Raw genomic sequence first — 18,202 nt, forward strand, 5'->3', positions numbered from 1 at the left:
CCACGCAATCGGAACCCGCCATGTCGCAACCGCATGAACTCTCGGCCCAGGAACTGCTGGCCGCCTATCGCAACAAGACCCTGTCGCCGGTCGAGGCGACCCGCTCGGTGCTCGACCACATCGCGCGCTGGGAACCGCACATCCACGCCACCTATGCGCTCGATCCCGACCAGGCGCTGGCGCAGGCGCGCGCTTCCGAGGCGCGCTGGATGAAGGGCGAGCCGCAGGCTTGCGGCGGCTACTCGCTGGACGGCGTGCCCGCCACCATCAAGGAAAACATCGCCACCCGCGGCGTGCCGGTGCCGCTGGGCACCGCCGCCACCGACCTGACGCCGGCCGCGGCCGACGCCCCGCCGGCGGCGCGCATGCGCGAGGCCGGCGCCGTGGTGCTGGGCAAGACGACCATGCCCGACTACGGCATGCTCTCCTCGGGACTGTCGAGTTTCCATGCGCTGACGCGCAACCCCTGGGACCTGAGCAAAAACCCGGGCGGCTCCAGCGCCGGCGCCGGGGCGGCGGCGGCGGCGGGCTACGGCCCGCTGCACATCGGCACCGACATCGGCGGCTCGGTGCGCCTGCCGGCCGCCTGGTGCGGCATCGCCACGCTCAAGCCCAGCCTGGGCCGCATTCCCATCGACCCGCCCTTCATGGGCCGCTGCGCCGGCCCCATGACGCGCGACATCGCTGACGCCGCGCTGATGATGGGCGTGCTGTCGCAACCCGACGCGCGCGACCACATGAGCCTGCCGTTCCAGGACTTCGACTGGCTCAACCTGGAGCTGGACGTGCGCGGCCTGCGCATCGGCCTGCAGCTCGAAGCCGGCTGCGGCCTGCCGCTGGACCCGGAGATCCGCGCCGCCGTCGAAGCCGCGGCCCGACTGTTCGAGTCGGCCGGCGCCATCGTCACGCCGCTCAAGCCGTGGATGACGCCGGAGATGCTGGACGGCGTCGACCGTTTCTGGCGCACCCGCTCGGCCATTGACCTGGGGGCCCTGCCGCAGGCACGCCGCGACAAGATCCTGCCGTTCATCCGCGCCTGGGCCGAAAGCGGCGGCGGCCAATCCGGCGAGGCCGTGTTCCGCAGCTACTACGAAACCCTGAACGTGCGCGCCAGGACCGTCGCCGCCACCGCCCCCTACGACTACGTGCTGTCGCCGGTGGCGCCGGTGGTGGCCTACAACGCCGAGTGGGCCGCACCCACCAACGAGGTCGCCACGACCATGCACCACATCGGCTACACCCTGCCCTACAACATGAGCGAGCAGCCGGCCGCCTCGGTCAATTGCGGCTATACCAAGTCGGGCCTGCCGATCGGCCTGCAGATCGCCGGCGCGCGCTTCGACGATCTGGGCGTGCTGCGCGTGGCTCGCGCCTGGGAGCGCATGCGCCCGGCCCAGCAGCCCTGGCCGCAACCGCCCCGGGCCTGACGCCGTCCCGCTCCCCTTCCCCTTTGGCAACCCACAGGAATTTCCATGCGTTGGCTTCTGGCAATGATCAAGCACGAGACGAACACCTTCTCGCCCGTGCCGACCCCGCTCGCGCGCTTTTTCCGCGGCAATCCTGAAATCCTGGCCGGCGACCGCGCCATCCGCGCCTACGAGAACACCGACAGCGGCCTGGGCGGCTACATCGAGGTGGCGCGCCGCGTCGGCGCCGAGATCGTGGTGCCGGTGGCCGCCGAGTCCTGGCCCAGCGGCCCGGCCAGCGCCGAGACCCACGAACTGCTGTGCAAGCGGGTGCTGGACGAGGTCCGCAAGGGCGGCTACGACGCCATCCTGCTGGACCTGCATGGCGCCATGGTGGCCGAGGGTGTGGAAGACGCCGAGGGCGACCTGCTGCGCCGCCTGCGCGAGATCGATCCCAACACGCCGGTGGCCGTGACGCTGGACATGCACGCCAACATCTACGCCGACATCGTCGACAACGCCACCGTCATCAGCGGCTTCCATACCTATCCGCACGTGGACATCCGCGAGGCCGGCGTGCGCGCGGCCAACGTCATCGTGCGCACGCTCAAGGGCGAGATCAAGCCCGTGATGACCTGGGGCGGCAAGCCCATGCTGCCGCACGTCATGTGCCAGGGCACCCACGCCGATCCCAACAAGTCGCTGCAGGAGCGCTGCCGCCAGATGGAGGCCGACGGCGTGCTGGCGGCCTCGGTGTTCGTGGGTTTCCCCCACGCCGACATCCGCGAGGCCGGCCTGAGCGCCGTGGTCTGTACGGACGCCAACCTGGCCCAGGCGGAGCAATACCGCGACGAGCTGCTGGACCGCGCCTGGAACGACCGGGCGAAATGGGTGTTCCATTCCGAGCCGCTGGCGCCCACCATTGCCCGGGCCAAGGCCATCGAGCAGGGACCGGTGGTGCTGCTGGACCACTACGACAACACCGGCTCCGGGGGCACCATGGACACCACCGCGGTGCTGGCCGAGGTGCTGCGCCAGGAACTGGACAACGTGGTGTTCTACGCCATCTGTGATCCCCAGGCGGCGCGCGAGGCCGCCACGGCGGGCGTGGGCAGCACCGTCACGCTGCCGCTGGGGGGCAAGGTCGACATGCCCGCCATCAATCGCCGCGGCGAACCGCTGACCGTGACGGGCCGCGTCAAGCTGGTGTTCGACGGCGTCTACCTGAACCGCGGCCCCATGTACCGTGGCGTGCGCAACGACACCGGCCTGACGGTGGTGATCGATACCGGACGGGTCGAGATCGTGGTGGTATCGCGGCACCAGGAACCCTTCGACATCAATTGCCTGCTGTCGGCCGGCATCGATCCGCTGCAAAAGCGCTATGTGGTGCTCAAGAGCCGGGTCCACTGGCGCGCCGGCTTCTCCGAAATGGCCACCGAGATCATCGAGTGCACCGGCGTGGGCGTCACCACCTCCGACTACGGCCAGCTCGACTTCAAGCACGTGCGCCGGCCGATCTACCCGCTCGATCCCCTGTAAAGCACGCGTTGTCGACAATATGGCCGGCGCCCGAGGGCGCCGGCTTTCATTTTGAAATCTTCGGTAACGGCACGCACTGCAACTGGCTACCCCGCCTCGGTATACTCGCCGCGGGTCCTGACAGGCCGATGAATATGTCCCATTGCCCGCGCCGCTCGACGGCGCCGCGCCGCATGGACAAGACTCGACAATCAACGACAAAGCAAAACATGAAAAAGAGCGTAGCGATCACCTTAGCCGTGGTCATAGTGGGAGCGGGAAGCTGGGTGGGTGCTACCTGGTACACGGGCAAGCGCATCGAAGAAGGCGCGCAGCGCCGCCTGGCCGAGGCCAACGAGAAGCTGGCCAAGATCACGCCTTTGTTCGGCCTGCGCATCGACCAGATCAAATACGAGCGCGGCCTGTTCTCGACGCAGGCGCGCTACGGCGTGTCGTTCGTCAAGAGCGACAAGAGCCTGAGCGACATGCCGGACGGCATGCTGGAATTCGATGCCCAAATCGAGCACGGCCCGTTCCCCAAGAGCGCGCTGGCGCGCGGCGCCATCGCGCCCAAGCTGGCTTTCGTCCACGCCGAAATGGCCAAGACGGACAACGTCAAGCCGGTGTTCGAGCTGACCAAGGACGTCTCGCCCCTGGTCACCGATGCCATGGTCAGCTTTGGCGGCAGCACGGCATCGACCGCCCGCATCGCGCCGGTGAAGGTGACGCATGAGGGCAATTCGGTCGATTTCAGCGGCATGGAAATCACCGGCACGTTCGACCGCGGACTGGCCGCCATCACCGCCAATGCCAAGACCGACACGCTGGCGGTGGACGGCACCAAGGGCAGCGATCCGATCAAGATGGCGATGTCCGGCCTGACCATGGACGTCGACAGCCGCATGGGCAAGTTCGGCCTGTCGGTCGGCGACTCGGGCATCAAGATCAAGCGCATCGAAGTCATCAAGCCGGACGCCGACGCCAAGGTGATCCTCGACAACTTCAGCTACACCGTCAAGCTGGCCGAGGACGACAAGAACATCAACATCCAGGCCGCCTACCAGACCGGCGACATCAACGTCAACGACGTGCCGCTGGGCAACGGCCAGGCCGTCATCAAGCTGGCCCGGCTGGACGGCGCCGCGGTCAAGCAACTGTCCGATACCTACAACCAGTTGATGCGCCAATACATGGCCGATGCCCACGACGAGGGCCTGAACGACGAACAGTTCCAGGTGCTGCTGGATAACGCCGGCAAGCTGCTGGCCGGCAATCCGTCGTTCAGCATCGACCCGATCAGCTGGAAGACCGCCAAGGGCGAAAGCAAGCTGAACGTCACGCTGGACCTGGCCAATCCTCCCAACGTCAAGGACCTGACGCCGCAGGAAATCGTGGTCAAGGCCATCAAGCAGATCGACGCCACGCTGGTGATCTCCAAGCCGATGGTGCAGGACCTGATGGTGCAGTACGCCATCAAGAAGGACGGCATGCCCGCCGACAAGGCCGAAGCCGAGGCCGCCGACAACATCCGCAGCATGTCCGGCATGGCCGAGATGTTCAACGTCGGCAAGAACGACGGCGACAACATCGTCGGCAAGTTCCACTTCGCCGACGGCATGGGCGACCTGAACGGCAAGAAGATTCCCGCCGACGAACTGTTCTCGGGCCTGCTGGGCGCGACCGGCATGAACAGCGCGATGGACGATGACGAGGAAGAAGCCGAACCGGCCGCCGGCGCCACCGCCATGGACGACGAAATGGCCGCGACCAGCAACGCCGACGTGGTCAATGAGTTCGACGTCGACATGGTCGTCCATATGCTGGAAGACATGGGCTACACCACCCGCAAGACCGACGGCGACGAAGGTCCGGTGCTGATCCTGGACGCCAGCAATTCCGGCGCCACCGACCTGCGCCTGGAATTCCTGTGCAATGACTTCTCCGAGAAGTGCTACGACCTGGTCGCCACCGCCACCTACGCCAGCAAGAAGCCGGCCACGCTCAAGGCCATCAACGCCTGGAACCAGGAGTACCGCTGGACCCGCGCTTACCTGGACGACAAGAACCAGGCCGTGCTGCAGATGGACATGAACGCCGAAGGCGGCATCGGCAAGAAAAACCTGCAGATCCTGCTGAACACCTACTTCAGCATCACCGAGGAATTCGCCACCGCCATCACGGCGGCGCCGGCCAGGAAGTAAGACGGCCGCGAAAAAGCAAAACCCCCATCGTGCGATGGGGGTTTTTTTTGCCTGTCGCCAGGCAAGCCTCGATGACCCGCCCCAAGGGGCGGGCCGTCACGCGGCATCAGGCGTAGGCTTCGACCGGCAGGCAGGCGCAAACCAGGTTGCGGTCGCCATAGGCGTTGTCCACGCGCGCCACCGGCGGCCAGTACTTGGCCTCGCGCAGCGAAGCCACCGGGTAGGCGGCCTGCTGGCGCGGGTAGTCGTGCAGCCATTCCTCGGCCAGCAGCATCTGCGCGGTGTGCGGCGCGTTCTTCAGGACGTTGTCCTCGCGATCGCGTTCGCCGCGCTCGACCTGGGCGATTTCCTCGCGGATCGAGATCATCGCCTCGATGAAGCGGTCCAGCTCGGCCACGCCTTCGGATTCGGTCGGCTCGACCATCAGCGTGCCGGCCACCGGGAAGCTCATGGTGGGGGCATGGAAGCCGTAGTCCATCAGGCGCTTGGCGATGTCCTCGGCGCTGATGCCGCTGGTTTCCTTGAGCGGACGCACGTCCAGGATGCACTCGTGCGCCACGCGGCCGTTGCGGCCCGCGTACAGCACCGGGTAGTGGCCGCGCAGGCGGGTGGCGATGTAGTTGGCGTTCAGGATCGCGACTTCGGTGGCGCGGCGCAGGCCGTCCGCGCCCATCAGCGCGATGTACACGAACGGGATCGGCAGGATGCCGGCCGAACCGAACGGCGCGGCCGAGACCGGGCCGACCTTGGCTTCGCCGGGCAGCTTGCCCTGCTCGTTCACCACGCCGGGCAGGTACGGCGCGAGGTGCGCGCGCACCGCCACCGGACCGACGCCCGGGCCGCCGCCGCCGTGCGGGATGCAGAAGGTCTTGTGCAGGTTCAGGTGCGACACGTCCGAGCCGAACTTGCCCGGCTTGGCCACGCCGACCATGGCGTTCATGTTGGCGCCGTCCAGGTACACCTGGCCGCCGGCCTGGTGCACCAGGTCGCAGATCTCGGTCACGGCTTCCTCGAACACGCCGTGCGTGGACGGGTAGGTGATCATCAGCGCGGCCAGCTTGTCGCCGACCTGTTCGATCTTGGCGCGCAGGTCGCCCAGGTCGACGTTGCCGTTGGCGTCGGAGGCCACCACCACCACGTCCATGCCGGCCAGCTGCGCCGACGCGGGGTTGGTGCCGTGGGCCGACGACGGGATCAGGCAGACGTTGCGCTGGTGCTGGCCGTTGGCCTGGTGGTAGCCGCGAATTGCCAGCAGGCCGGCGTATTCGCCCTGCGCGCCCGAGTTGGGTTGCAGGCTGATGTTGTCGTAGCCGGTGATTTCGCACAGCGCGGCCGACAGGCGCGTGATCAGCTCGTCGTAGCCCTTGCTCTGCGAGGCGGGCGCGAACGGGTGCACCAGCGCGAACTCGGGCCAGGTGATGGGGATCATCTCGGCCGTGGCGTTCAGCTTCATGGTGCAGGAGCCCAGCGGGATCATGGTGCGGTCCAGCGCCAGGTCCTTGTCGGCCAGCTTGCGCAGGTAGCGCAGCATGTCGGTTTCCGATTGCACGCTGGAGAACACCGGATGCTTGAGGATGGCGCTTTCACGCGCCACCGCGGCGGGGATGCCGCCGGCCGCCTTGGCGTCCAGCGCCTCGATGTCCAGTTCGACGTCGTCGCGTTCCAGGCCGGCGGCGAACACGTTCACCAGCGCCTGCAGGTCGGCGGCGGTGACGGTCTCGTCCAGCGACACGGCCAGGCGCGCGCCGTCGACACGGCGCAGGTTGATGTGCTCGCACTCGGCGGCCGTGATGATGGCGGGCGTGGCCGGGCCGGTTTCCAGCAGCAGCGTGTCGAAGAAGGTGTCGTTGGCGACCTTGATGCCCAGCTTGCCGAGTTCGGCGCGCAGGATGGCGGTGTAGCGCTGCACGCGCTCGGCGATGCGGCGGATGCCGGCCGGGCCGTGCCAGACGGCGTACATGCCGGCCATCACGGCCAGCAGCACCTGCGCGGTGCAGATGTTCGAGGTGGCCTTCTCGCGGCGGATGTGCTGTTCGCGCGTCTGCAGCGCCAGGCGCATCGCCGGGTTGCCCTGGGCGTCCTTGGACACGCCGACCAGGCGGCCGGCCATGTTGCGCTTGAAGGCGTCCTTGCAGGCCATGAAGCCGGCGTGCGGGCCGCCGAAGCCGAACGGCACGCCGAAGCGCTGGGCCGAACCGATGGCGATGTCCGCGCCCCATTCGCCGGGCGCGGCCAGCAGCGCCAGCGCCAGCAGGTCGGTGGCCACGGCCACCACCGCGCCCTGCGCGTGGGCGGTCTCGGCCAGCTTGCGGTAGTCGGCCACCGAGCCGGTGCTGTGCGGGTACTGCAGCAGCACGCCGAAGCACTCCGGCAGGCCATCGGCCTCGTCGCCGACGGCAATCTGGATGTCCAGGCCCTCGGCGCGCGTGCGCACGACCTCGATGGTCTGCGGATGCACGTGGCGCGAGATGAAGAACACCGGGCTTTGCGACTTGGCGCTGCGGCGCGCCAGCGTCATGGCTTCGGCGGCGGCGGTGCTTTCATCGAGCAGCGAGGCGTTGGAGATGTCCAGCCCGGTCAGGTCGGCGACCATGGTCTGGTAGTTCAGCAGGGCCTCCAGGCGACCCTGCGAGATCTCGGGCTGGTACGGCGTGTAGGCCGTGTACCAGGCGGGATTCTCGAGAATGTTGCGCAACACCACGTTGGGCGTCTGCGTGCCGTAGTACCCCTGGCCGATGTAGTTGCGGTAGACCTTGTTGCGGCCGGCGATCTGCTTCAGCTCGGCCAGCACGTCGGCTTCGCTGCGCGACGGCGGCAGCGCCAGCGGCGCCTGGCTGCGGATCTTGGGCGGCACGACTTCTTCGATCAGGGCGTCCAGGCTGGGGCTGCCGATGGCGGCAAGCATGGCGGCCTGGTCGGCGTCGGAGGGGCCGATGTGGCGGGGGATGAAGTCGGTGTGGGTGTCTAGGGCGCGCGACATGGGGGATCTCGGGATGGCGGTGTCGTCGGGAGGGACGGACGGTGATGCATGGACGGGCGGCGGCGCCAGCGCCGCGCCCGCCCTGGCCGGCTTAGCCGTTGGCGACGGCTTCGTAGCCGGCGGCGTCCAGCAGCTTGTCGGCATCGGCGGCGTTGACCGGCTTGATCTTGAAGATCCAGGCGGTGAAGGCCGATTCGTTGATCAGGTTGGGGTTGCTTTCCAGCTCGTCGTTGAACGCGACGATTTCGCCGGCCACGGGCGCGTAAATGTCGGAGGCGGCCTTGACCGACTCGACCACGCCGGCGGTCTCGCCCGCGTTCAGCTTGGCGCCGACCTTGACGTCGCCGACGAAGACCAGGTCACCCAGTTGGTCCTGGGCGGTATCGGTGATGCCGACGACGAACACGTCGCCTTCGGCTTTGACCCATTCATGGGACTCGGTGTACTTGCGATCGGTGGGCAGACTCATGGGAACTCCTGGGGGGATTCGGATAAGGAAATGGTGTTGCGCGCCTCGCGCCGGCGGCCTGCGCCCCGAAAGGGGCGGGCCTCCCGCGCGAAGCTTCGAGTTTACGAGTGTTCGACGGCTTTGCCGTTACGGACAAACGGCAGCTTGCAGACCAGGGCGGGCACCCACTTGCCGCGGATGTCGACCTCGACCGTGTCGCCCGCGACCACGCCTTGCGGCAGGCGGGCAAAGCCGATCGACACGCCCAGCGTCGGCGACATGGTGCCGCTGGTGAGTTCGCCCGTGCCGTTCTTGGTGCGCACCGCCATGTGGGCACGCATCACGCCGCGTTCCTGCAGCTTCAGGCCGACGAAGGCGGCGGGCGTGGCGAACTGCTCCAGCGCGTCGCGGCCGATGAAGCGGCGCTCGGGGTTCTTCAGGGAAACCGTCCAGGTCAGCGCGGCTTCGCCGGGCTGGGTCAGTTCGTCCATGTCCTGGCCGTAGAGGTTCATGCCGGCTTCCAGGCGCAGCGTGTCGCGCGCGCCCAGGCCGGCCGGGCGCACACCCTGGGCCGCCAGGTCGCGCCACAGTTGCACCGCCTCGGCGGCGGGCAGCACGATTTCGAAGCCGTCTTCGCCGGTGTAGCCGGTGCGCGCGACCAGCGTGTCGTCGCCGACGCGGGCGGCCACGAACGGGGTCAGCGGCTCGCTGGCGGCCTGCCAGGCGGGGCGCGCGGCCCAGACCTTGGCGCGGGCGTTGGGGCCCTGCACGGCGATCATGGCCAGGTCGCGGCGCGGCGTGATGGTGACGTCGAACTTGCCGGCCTGCCTGACGCGCTGCATCCAGGCCATGTCCTTGTCGGCGGTGCCGGCGTTGACCACCACGCGCCATTCATCGGCGGCGAAGAAATACACGATCAGGTCGTCGATGACGCCGCCCTGCGGGTTCAGCATGCAGGTGTAGAGCGCCTTGCCGGGCACGGTCAGCTTGGCGACGTCGTTGGCCACCAGGCGCTGCAGGAAGGCGTAGGCGTCGGGGCCGGTGATGTCGGCGTTGAGCATGTGCGAGACGTCGAACATGCCGGCGTCCTGGCGCACCGCGTGGTGCTCCTCCAGTTGCGAGCCGTAGGCCAGGGGCATGTCCCAGCCGCCGAAGTCGACCATGCGGGCGCCAGAGGCGATATGTTCGTCGGCCAGCGGGGTGCGTTTGAGGGGTGCGGACATGCGCGGGTACTCCGGAGCGGCAGCGTTGCCAGGGTTACGGAATGCCGCCGGCGGACGGGATGCGCCCACGCAACGGCTGAATCTTCCGCCCCTCTGTCCTTTTGCCTGAGAGTTGCCCCGCGTGGCGGGTTTGCACCTTCGGCGCCTGGGCTGCTCGCTATGTCCCTGATTGGGCAGCGGCGCCAGGTCTCTCCAGAGTGCTGCTTTGCCGCGTCCGCGCGGTGAAAACCGGGACAGGGCAAGCATGCGCGGTATGGGATACCTGAGCGATTCCGGGCGAATTGCGCCTTCGGCGGCAGCCGCGAACGGCCGCTCTCTCCCGCAACATGCGTGACAGCGCCGAAAGCATACCGCGAAACGCGGTTCCGTTGTTGATCCGTGATCGCTGGCCGGTCGCCGCGCCGCGCCCGTGTCAGCCCAGCGCGGTGTCCAGCAGCATCATCAGCACGAAGCCCAGCATCAGCCCGCAGGTGGCGTAGACCTCGTGCCCCTTGCGGTGCGACTCGGGGATGATCTCGTGGCTGATCACGAACAGCATGGCGCCGGCGGCAAAGCCCAGGCCCCACGGCAGCAATGCCGTCGACCAGCCCACCACCACCGCGCCCAGCACCGCGCCGACCGGCTCGACCAGGCCCGACAGCATGCCCAGCGCCACCGCGAACGCGCGCTTGTAGCCGGCGGCGATCAGCGCCACCGCCACCACCAATCCTTCGGGGATGTCCTGGATGGCGATACCGGTGGCCAGCGCGGTGCCCCGCAGCGGATCGTTGCCGGCGTAGCCGACGCCGATGGCCAGGCCTTCGGGCAGGTTGTGCAGCGTAATGGCGAAGACGAACAGCCAGGCGCGGCGCAGGCGGTGCGCCTCGATGCCCTCGCGCCCCTTGATGAAATGCTCGTGCGGCAACAGCCGGTCCATCAGCAGCAGCGCCGCCGCGCCCAGCAGGATGGCGGCGCCCACCGTCAGGCCCGCGCCCCAGGGGCCGGCGCCCTGCGACTCGGCCGCCGCGATGCCCGGCGCCACCAGCGAGAACGCGCTGGCCGCCAGCATCACGCCGGCGCCGAAGCCGAACATGCTGTCCTGCATCTTCTGGGGGATGGTGCGCGCGAACAGGATCGGCAGCGTGCCCGCCGCGGTGGCGCCGGCGGCGACCATGCCGCCCAGCAGCGCGTCGGCCACGTGTGGCGCATTGGCATCGAAATAGACCCACGCCTGGTGCAGGCCCAGGCAGGCGACCAGCACCGCCAGCGTCCAGACGCTGACGCTGGTGGCCGCGGGCCGGATGCGATGACGGCTGAAGGTGTTCATGGTCCACTGCCCCCGCGCAATGCCGGCTCAGCCCACGGCGGCGGCGTAGCGGCGCGCCACCTCGGACCAATCGATCACATTGTAGAAGGCGCCGATGTATTCCGGACGGCGATTCTGGTACTTGAGATAGTAGGCGTGCTCCCACACGTCCAGCCCCAGGATCGGCGTGTTGCCCTGCATCAGCGGGCTGTCCTGGTTGGCGCTGCTTTCCACCGCCAGCTTGCCGCCCGGCGTCACGCTGAGCCAGGCCCAGCCGCTGCCGAAGCGCGTCAGCGCGGCCTTGGTGAAGGCGTCGCGGAAGGCTGCCTGGCCGCCCAGCTCGGCATCGATGGCGCGGGCCAGCGCGCCGTCGGGCTCGCCGCCGCCGCGCGGCGACATGACCGCCCAGAACAGGCTGTGGTTGGCGTGCCCGCCGCCGTTGTTGCGCACCGCGCCGCGGATCGCCTCGGGCAACTGGTCGATGCGCGCCACCAGGGCGTCGACCGGCTCGTCGGCGGCGATGCCGGCCCCTTCCAGCGCGGCGTTCAGGTTGTTGACGTAGGTCTGGTGATGCTTGCCGTGGTGGATCTCCATCGTCAGCGCATCGATGTGCGGTTCAAGCGCGTCGTAGGCATAAGGCAGGGGCGGCAGGGTGTAGGCCAAGGCGATCTCCGTCGGGCAACGCCGCCGACAATGGCGAGCGTCTTATTTTTGAAAATACAAATGATAGGTATTTTTATTTGATACGACAACGATAACGTTGCAATGCCTGTCATGCAGGCAGGCTATGGGCCAGACAGCCCTTGGCGAGCAGCACGAAGCGTGCCCGCGCCGGCGGCGGGAAAAGTGTTGGACAAAGCGGGCGTCGCGCCCGGGAAGGAATGCGGCCGGAGCGCGGGGAGCGCGGGCAGCGCCAGGAACGGCTAGAGCGCCTTGCCGCAGGCCACGCCGGATGCCCAGGCCCACTGGAAGTTGTAGCCGCCCAGCCAGCCGGTGACGTCCACGGTTTCGCCGATGAAGTACAGGCCGGGCGTGGCGCGGGCCTGCATCGATTTCTGGTCCAGCCCGCGCGTATCGACCCCGCCGCGCATGACCTCGGCCTTCTTGTAGCCGGCGGTGCCGCTGGGCACCAGGGTCCATTGGTGGATGTCCTGCGCCAGCGCGCGCAGGGTCTTGTCCGGCGCATCGGCCAGGCGCAGCGCCGCCAGGCCCGGCTTGCCGCCCTGCTCCGCCAGTTGCAGCCAGCGGTCGGCCAGGCGCTTGGGCCACAGGCCGGCCAGCACCGTATGCATTTGCTGCCGGTTGCCGGACTTGGCCGCCAGCAGTTCGGCCGCCAGGTCGCGCCCCGGCGCCAGGTCGATGACGATGGGCTCGCCCGGCTTCCAGTAGCTGGATATCTGCAGGATCGCCGGGCCCGACAGGCCCCGATGGGTGAACAGCAGGTCTTCAAGAAACTCGCCGCGCGCCTTGCCCTGCCCCGTCACCAGGTTGACCTCCAGCGCCACGCCGGACAGCTCGGCCAGCGGCTGCCACTGCGCCGCGTCGAAGGTCAGCGGCACCAGCGCCGGCCGCGGCTCGACCACCTTCAGGCCGAACTGGCGCGCCAGCTTCAGGCCAAAATCGGTGGCGCCCAACTGCGGGATCGCCATGCCGCCGGTGGCCACCACCAGCTTGGCCGCGCGGATCACGCCCTGGCTGGTGCGCAGCTCGAAGCCCGCCTCGCCATGGGCCACTTCGGCCACCTGGCAAGCCATGCGCCACTGCACGCCGCCGGCATCGCATTCGGCGCGCAGCATCTCGATGATGGATTCGCTGGAATCGTCGCAGAACAGTTGGCCGCGGTGCTTCTCGTGCCAGGCGATGCGGTGGCGCCTGAGCAGCGCCAGGAAGTCCTGCGGCGTGTAGCCCGCCAACGCCGAGCGGCAGAAATGCGGGTTGTCGGAGAGGAAATTGGCGGGCCCCGCGCCGATGTTGGTGAAGTTGCAGCGGCCGCCGCCCGAGATACGGATCTTCTCGGCCAGCCGTTCGGCGTGATCCACCAGCACCACGCGCAGGCCGCGCTGACCGGCGACCGCGGCACACATCATGCCAGCGGCGCCGGCGCCGAGAACGGCGACATCGAACATCAGGACTCCGGACCCGATCAGTCTTCGATCAGGCAATCAACGTAATAGCGCTTCTCGCCGTCCGGACCCACTTCGTCGGCCAGGCCGTGGATGTAGGTCTCGAAGCCCGGGAAGCGCTCGTTGAACTCGCGCGCGAACTGCAGGTACTGGACGATGGTGCGGTTGAAGCGCTCGCCCGGGATCAGCAGCGGAATGCCCGGAGGATACGGCGTCAGCAGCACGCCGGTGACGCGGCCTTCCAGCTTGTCGATATCCACGCGCTCGACCTCGCGGTGCGCCATGCGGGCGAAGGCGTCGGACGGCTTGAGCGCCGGCACCATGTCGCTCAGGTACATCTCGGTGGTCAGGCGGGCCACGTCGCGTTCGCGGTAGGCCTCGTGGATCTGCTGGCACAGGTCGCGCAGGCCCATGCGCTCGTAGCGGCGATGGCCGCGGCAGAAGTCCGGCAGGATGCGCCACAGCGGCTGGTTGCGGTCGTAGTCGTCCTTGAACTGCTGCAACGCGGTCAGCAGCGTGTTCCAGCGGCCCTTGGTGATGCCGATGGTGAACAGGATGAAGAACGAATACAGGCCGGTCTTCTCGACCACCACGCCGTGCTCGGTCAGGTACTTGGAGACCAGCGCGGCCGGGATCCCGGTTTCGCCGAAGCTGCCCGACATGTCCAGCCCCGGCGTGATGACCGTGGCCTTGATCGGGTCCAGCATGTTGAAGCCTTCGGCCAGGTCGCCGAAGCCGTGCCAGTGGTCGTTCGACTCCAGGATCCACTCATCGCGGTTGCCGATGCCTTCGGACACCAGGCGGTTCGGGCCCCAGACCTTGAACCACCAGTCGTTCTTGCCGAACTCCGATTCCACCTTGCGCATGGCGCGGCGGAAGTCCATGGCTTCGCGGATGCTTTCCTCGACCAGCGCGGTGCCGCCCGGCGGCTCCATCATGGCCGCGGCCACGTCGCACGACGCGATGATCGCGTACTGCGGCGAGGTCGACGTGTGCATCAGGTAGGCTTCGTTGAAGACGTTGCGGTCCAGCTTGCGGGTCTCGGATTCCTGCACGATGATCTGCGAGGCCTGCGAGATGCCGGCCAGCAGCTTGTGCGTGGAGTGGGTCGCGAACACCATCGCGTCCTTGCTGCGCGGACGGTCCTGGCCGATCGCGTGCATGTCCTGGTAGAACTCGTGGAACGAGGCGTGCGGCAGCCAGGCTTCGTCGAAGTGCAGCGTGTCGACGTAGCTGCCCAGGTGTTCCTTGATCATCTCGACGTTGTAGATCACGCCGTCGTAGGTGCTCTGCGTCAGCGTCAGGATGCGCGGGTTCTTGTTCACGGCTTCGCGCGCGAACGGGTTGGCCTCGATCTTCTTGCGGATGCTGTCCGGATGGAACTCTTCCAGCGGGATAGGGCCGATGATGCCCAGGTGGTTGCGCGTCGGGCGCAGGAACACCGGGATCGCGCCCGTCATGGTGATGGCGTGCAGGATCGACTTGTGGCAGTTGCGGTCCACCACCACCACGTCGCCGGCGGCGACGTTGGCGTGCCACACCACCTTGTTCGAGGTCGAGGTGCCGTTGGTCACGAAGTAGCAGTGGTCGGCGTGGAAGATGCGCGCCGCGTTCAGTTCGGACTCGGCCACCGGGCCGGTGTGGTCCAGCAATTGGCCCAGTTCGTCGACGGCGTTGCAGACGTCGGCGCGCAGCATGTTCTCGCCGAAGAACTGGTGGAACATCTGGCCCACCGGGCTCTTCAGGAACGCCACGCCGCCGGAGTGGCCGGGGCAGTGCCAGGAATAGGAGCCATCCTGCGCATACTTGACCAGCTCGCGGAAGAACGGCGGCGGCAGGCTGTCCACATAGCTGCGCGCTTCGCGGATGATGTGGCGCGCCACGAATTCGGGGGTGTCCTCGAACATGTGGATGAAGCCGTGCAGCTCGCGCAGGATGTCGTTCGGAATGTGTTCCGAGGTGCGCGTCTCGCCGTACAGGTAGATGGGGATGTCGGCGTTGCGGAAGCGCAGTTCGCCGATGAAGGTGCGCAGGTTCTTGATCGCGCTGGCCACGTCCTCGGGCGAATCCACGTCGAACTCTTCGTCGTCGATCGACAGGATGAAGGCGCTGGCACGGCTCTGCTGCTGGGCGAACGAACTCAGGTCGCCGTAACTGGTCACCCCGATCACCTCGACGCCCTCGGCCTCGATCGCCGCGGACAGGGCGCGGATACCCAGACCGGACGCGTTCTCGGAACGGTAGTCCTCGTCGATGATGAAGATGGGGAAGCGGAATTTCATGCAGGCGCTCCTGGGGGCAAGGCGAATCGGACCGGGTTGGCGGACGCGAGTGTACTTCTAGTGAAAAACCGTCTGATGACAGGCGGGCGCGAGGTTCCCGCCGGCGGCGGGAATGGCCGAATTGTAGGGCCGTTTTTCTCCAGGCCCTATGGTTTTCCCGAAGACCGTTGCAACGCGTCCGCGAGCGGCCGCCGCGGGGCGGCCGGGAGAGCGCCGGCCAAGGCTCCCGCGAGAAGCTCGCGCGGCCCTACCGCAGGGTGCGGGCCTCGCCCGCCTCCAGGGCCGCGATGAAGCGGTCGAAGTACGGCGGGATGGCCTCGGCGGCGCCGTAGCGGATGCGCCGCTCGACCTTGGCGATGGCGCCGAAGCAGACCTCGGCCTCGGGCTCGCCGCAGACCAGCACCACCGGGTCCTCGTCGTCGCAGACCTCGTACAGGCCGCCATGGGCGCGCCGGGCCACCTCGTAGAGGTAGGCGGCGGCGCCGACAGTCTGCATGGGAGTCAGTGGCAATGTGCCCACATGCGCGGCTTCGAGCGCATCGTCTAGCGCATGGACGCTCGACGGTGTGTAGTCGAGCCCGGCTCCGGCGGAACCGGCGGCCTGGACGAAATCTTCGGCGGCGTGGGCCACGCGGGCCACGAACTCTTCCTGGACCTCGTCGCGCTCGGCCTCATGGTTTATCTTGAGGAAACCGAACATCGTTGGCTCCTTTGTGAAAACCGCAAGCGGCGTTGCCCCATTATAGGCAGCCGGGGCGCCTATACTGCCCCAACCGTACCTTATTCCCAACAATCCGCGTCCCGTGACCTCCGCATCCGGCCTCCTCGTCAGACGTCTGATCCCCCTGGATGCCCAGGCGCTGCGCCAATTGCGCCTGGACGCCCTGCGCGAGACTCCGGAAGCGTTCGGATCGAGTTACGAAGAGGAACATACGCTGACACTGGAAGACATCCGCGGCTGGATCGCGCCGGCGGACGACAGCGCGATGTTCGGCGTGTTCTCGGAAACGGCGCTGGCGGGCATCGCCGGCGTCACCCGCCAGCGCAAGCTGAAGATGCGCCACAAGGCACTTATCTGGAGCGTCTACGTAGCGCCCGAGTGGCGCGGCCGGGGCCTGGCGCGCCTGCTCATGCGCGCCGCCATCGATCACGCCGGCGCCATGCGCGGCGTGCGCACGGTGCAGTTGAGCGTCACCGCCAACAACGCGGCGGCGCGCCGGCTGTACGCCAGCCTCGGCTTCGAGGAATACGGCCTCGAGCGCGAGGCGCTGTGCGTCAATGGCCAGCTCTACGACGAGGTACTGATGGCGCTGGCCCTGTCCGGCCGCTAGGCGGCGCCGGCGCGGCGTCGGGAACCGTAGGCCCAGACCTGGTTGCGGCCGCCGTCCTTGGCCTTGTAAAGCGCCTGGTCGGCCGCCTTGATGACGGCGTCCGGCGCGCGCAACGTCTCGCCGCGCTCGGCCACCCCGATGCTGACCGTGACCCGCAACGGCCGCACATTGCGTCCGCGGCCGCCGCGCCGGCGCAGGCCGACCTGGTCCGCCTTGGGCCGCGCCGGCTTGTCGCGCAGGCGCATCTGGTAGGCCTCGATCGCGCGCCGCACCGTTTCCAGGTGCGGCATGGCCTCGACGGCGGTCTTGCCCGGAAACACCAGCGTGAATTCCTCGCCGCCGTAGCGGTAGGCATAGCCGCCGCCCGGCACCCGGCGCAGTTGCGCCGCCACCATGCGCAGCACCTGGTCGCCGACGTCGTGGCCGTGGGTGTCGTTGAACGCCTTGAAGTGATCGACGTCGGCCATCGCCAACGTATAGACGCGGCCCATGCGTTGCAGGCGCTCATTGAGCGCGCGGCGGCCCGGCAGCCCGGTCAGTTCGTCGCGGAAGGCCATGTGATAACCCTCGTGCGCCAGCGAAATAGACAGCGATGTCAGCGCGGCGGCAGCCATCACGGCCAGCTCGATGGGATGGGCGCCGCCGCGCGGCAGCGCCCAGGCCATGCAGACGAAACCCAGCCATTGGCCAGCCTGCTGCGGACGGCCATAGCGCAACAGCAGCAGGGTCAGGGTCAGGCCGGTGACCAGCAGCGCCGCCAGCGCTTCGGCCGGGATGCCGAGCCGCGCCAGCATGCCCTGCACGGCGAGCGTGCCGAACCACTGCCCGGCGCCGTCCTTGCCGGCCAGCGCGATGGCCGCGGCGCCCACCGCCATCAGAGCGATGCGCGCGGCCAGGTCCCACAGCATGCCGGCGCGTTCCGGCCAGAGCGCGTTGATGGTGTAGGCCAGCGACCACCACACCAGCGCGGGCCCCAGCGCCCACGGCGCCTCGCTGGCCAGCGTCGGCCAGATGGCCACGGCCATCAGCACGCCGAGCATCAGCGCGAGCGTCTGCGAACGCTGGTACATCAGGCAGATCGCCGCGCCGACCAGCGCCATGACCCACGGCACGAACGGCACGATCAGCGTCAGCGCCGGCGGCCACTGGCGCCACAACAACAGCCCCACCGCCGCAATCACCGGCAGCGCAGGATAGAACAACAGGGGCAGCCAGGGGATATGGGGGTAACGCACGGATAGGCCTTGCTCACGCTTGCTGAGATGACGTCGCCAAATCGGCAAACACATATGTCATTTTACGGTCGCCCCCCCGGGTTCTTTAGCGCCGCGCAGGCCGCCGGCGCGATTGCAACGCGGCGTGCGCGCCATGCTATGTTTTGCGATCCCTTCTTGCGGAAAAC

The 18,202-nt window shown here is 68.1% G+C and carries 13 protein-coding genes and 2 riboswitches; of the genes, 4 read left to right on the forward strand and 9 right to left on the reverse strand.

Features of this window, described 5'->3' with window-relative positions; genetic code table 11:
• Positions 1-20 precede the first annotated feature (20 nt).
• The 3 genes from ACUDCK_RS24960 to ACUDCK_RS24970 all read left to right on the forward strand — a co-directional run bounded on the left by ACUDCK_RS24960 (position 21) and on the right by ACUDCK_RS24970 (position 5,128).
• Entirely contained in the window at positions 21-1,427 is a 1,407-nt protein-coding gene (locus tag ACUDCK_RS24960) for an amidase (RefSeq protein WP_175167059.1), read from the forward strand.
• A gap of 45 nt (positions 1,428-1,472) precedes the next feature.
• Positions 1,473-2,948 (forward strand): M81 family metallopeptidase, encoded by a 1,476-nt coding sequence (locus ACUDCK_RS24965; protein WP_026384803.1) that lies wholly within the window; start codon positions 1,473-1,475, stop codon positions 2,946-2,948.
• Positions 2,949-3,157: 209 nt separating this feature from the next.
• Positions 3,158-5,128, forward strand: a complete 1,971-nt coding sequence (locus tag ACUDCK_RS24970) for a DUF945 family protein (protein ID WP_064528598.1) — start codon at positions 3,158-3,160, stop codon at positions 5,126-5,128.
• Between the two features lie 106 nt (positions 5,129-5,234).
• Here the strand turns inward: ACUDCK_RS24970 and gcvP are convergent, their stop codons facing one another.
• From gcvP to ACUDCK_RS25010, 8 genes are all read right to left on the reverse strand, one after another.
• Positions 5,235-8,108 carry an aminomethyl-transferring glycine dehydrogenase gene (gcvP, locus tag ACUDCK_RS24975; RefSeq protein ID WP_175167058.1) on the reverse strand — a complete coding sequence of 958 codons (2,874 nt, stop codon included), beginning with the start codon at positions 8,106-8,108 and terminating at the stop codon, positions 5,235-5,237.
• Between the two features lie 91 nt (positions 8,109-8,199).
• A complete protein-coding gene (gene gcvH / locus ACUDCK_RS24980; protein WP_006385867.1) occupies positions 8,200-8,577 on the reverse strand; it encodes a glycine cleavage system protein GcvH in 378 nt (125 codons plus the stop codon).
• Positions 8,578-8,678: 101 nt separating this feature from the next.
• Positions 8,679-9,779 carry a glycine cleavage system aminomethyltransferase GcvT gene (gene gcvT / locus ACUDCK_RS24985; protein WP_054500649.1) on the reverse strand — a complete coding sequence of 367 codons (1,101 nt, stop codon included), beginning with the start codon at positions 9,777-9,779 and terminating at the stop codon, positions 8,679-8,681.
• 83 nt (positions 9,780-9,862) lie between these two features.
• Positions 9,863-9,985: riboswitch (glycine riboswitch) on the reverse strand.
• Between the two features lie 33 nt (positions 9,986-10,018).
• A riboswitch (glycine riboswitch) is annotated at positions 10,019-10,111 on the reverse strand.
• 80 nt (positions 10,112-10,191) lie between these two features.
• Positions 10,192-11,085: a ZIP family metal transporter gene (locus ACUDCK_RS24990; protein WP_054500648.1), complete on the reverse strand. Its 894-nt coding sequence runs from the start codon at positions 11,083-11,085 to the stop codon at positions 10,192-10,194.
• Positions 11,086-11,112: 27 nt separating this feature from the next.
• Positions 11,113-11,727: a superoxide dismutase gene (locus tag ACUDCK_RS24995; RefSeq protein WP_175167057.1), complete on the reverse strand. Its 615-nt coding sequence runs from the start codon at positions 11,725-11,727 to the stop codon at positions 11,113-11,115.
• A gap of 260 nt (positions 11,728-11,987) precedes the next feature.
• The gene (locus ACUDCK_RS25000; RefSeq protein WP_175167056.1) at positions 11,988-13,190 is read right to left on the reverse strand and encodes a BaiN/RdsA family NAD(P)/FAD-dependent oxidoreductase; all 1,203 of its coding nucleotides are present in this window, start codon (positions 13,188-13,190) and stop codon (positions 11,988-11,990) included.
• A gap of 17 nt (positions 13,191-13,207) precedes the next feature.
• Entirely contained in the window at positions 13,208-15,469 is a 2,262-nt protein-coding gene (locus ACUDCK_RS25005; RefSeq protein WP_054500645.1) for an arginine/lysine/ornithine decarboxylase, read from the reverse strand.
• Positions 15,470-15,716: 247 nt separating this feature from the next.
• Positions 15,717-16,169, reverse strand: a complete 453-nt coding sequence (locus tag ACUDCK_RS25010; protein WP_064528602.1) for a hypothetical protein — start codon at positions 16,167-16,169, stop codon at positions 15,717-15,719.
• Between the two features lie 103 nt (positions 16,170-16,272).
• Between ACUDCK_RS25010 and ACUDCK_RS25015 the strand changes: the two genes are divergently transcribed.
• On the forward strand, positions 16,273-16,800 hold the full coding sequence (locus ACUDCK_RS25015) for a GNAT family N-acetyltransferase (protein WP_277355988.1): 528 nt from the start codon (positions 16,273-16,275) through the stop codon (positions 16,798-16,800).
• Here the strand turns inward: ACUDCK_RS25015 and ACUDCK_RS25020 are convergent.
• The gene (locus ACUDCK_RS25020) at positions 16,797-18,035 is read right to left on the reverse strand and encodes a GGDEF domain-containing protein (protein ID WP_175167055.1); all 1,239 of its coding nucleotides are present in this window, start codon (positions 18,033-18,035) and stop codon (positions 16,797-16,799) included. The genes ACUDCK_RS25015 and ACUDCK_RS25020 overlap by 4 nt on opposite strands.
• Between the last annotated feature and the right edge of the window lie 167 nt (positions 18,036-18,202).

It is taken from the genome of Achromobacter sp. CF-sbj1-Ac2-l (assembly GCF_052698165.1).

What these genes read in the sequence shown, in the direction of transcription:
- ACUDCK_RS24960 (WP_175167059.1), top strand. Translation starts at nt 21, where the DNA reads ATGTCGCAACCGCATGAACTCTCGGCCCAGGAACTGCTGGCCGCCTAT.
- ACUDCK_RS24965 (WP_026384803.1), top strand. Translation starts at nt 1,473, where the DNA reads ATGCGTTGGCTTCTGGCAATGATCAAGCACGAGACGAACACCTTCTCG.
- ACUDCK_RS24970 (WP_064528598.1), top strand. Translation starts at nt 3,158, where the DNA reads ATGAAAAAGAGCGTAGCGATCACCTTAGCCGTGGTCATAGTGGGAGCG.
- gcvP (WP_175167058.1), bottom strand. Translation starts at nt 8,108, where the DNA reads ATGTCGCGCGCCCTAGACACCCACACCGACTTCATCCCCCGCCACATC.
- gcvH (WP_006385867.1), bottom strand. Translation starts at nt 8,577, where the DNA reads ATGAGTCTGCCCACCGATCGCAAGTACACCGAGTCCCATGAATGGGTC.
- gcvT (WP_054500649.1), bottom strand. Translation starts at nt 9,779, where the DNA reads ATGTCCGCACCCCTCAAACGCACCCCGCTGGCCGACGAACATATCGCC.
- ACUDCK_RS24990 (WP_054500648.1), bottom strand. Translation starts at nt 11,085, where the DNA reads ATGAACACCTTCAGCCGTCATCGCATCCGGCCCGCGGCCACCAGCGTC.
- ACUDCK_RS25000 (WP_175167056.1), bottom strand. Translation starts at nt 13,190, where the DNA reads ATGTTCGATGTCGCCGTTCTCGGCGCCGGCGCCGCTGGCATGATGTGT.
- ACUDCK_RS25005 (WP_054500645.1), bottom strand. Translation starts at nt 15,469, where the DNA reads ATGAAATTCCGCTTCCCCATCTTCATCATCGACGAGGACTACCGTTCC.
- ACUDCK_RS25010 (WP_064528602.1), bottom strand. Translation starts at nt 16,169, where the DNA reads ATGTTCGGTTTCCTCAAGATAAACCATGAGGCCGAGCGCGACGAGGTC.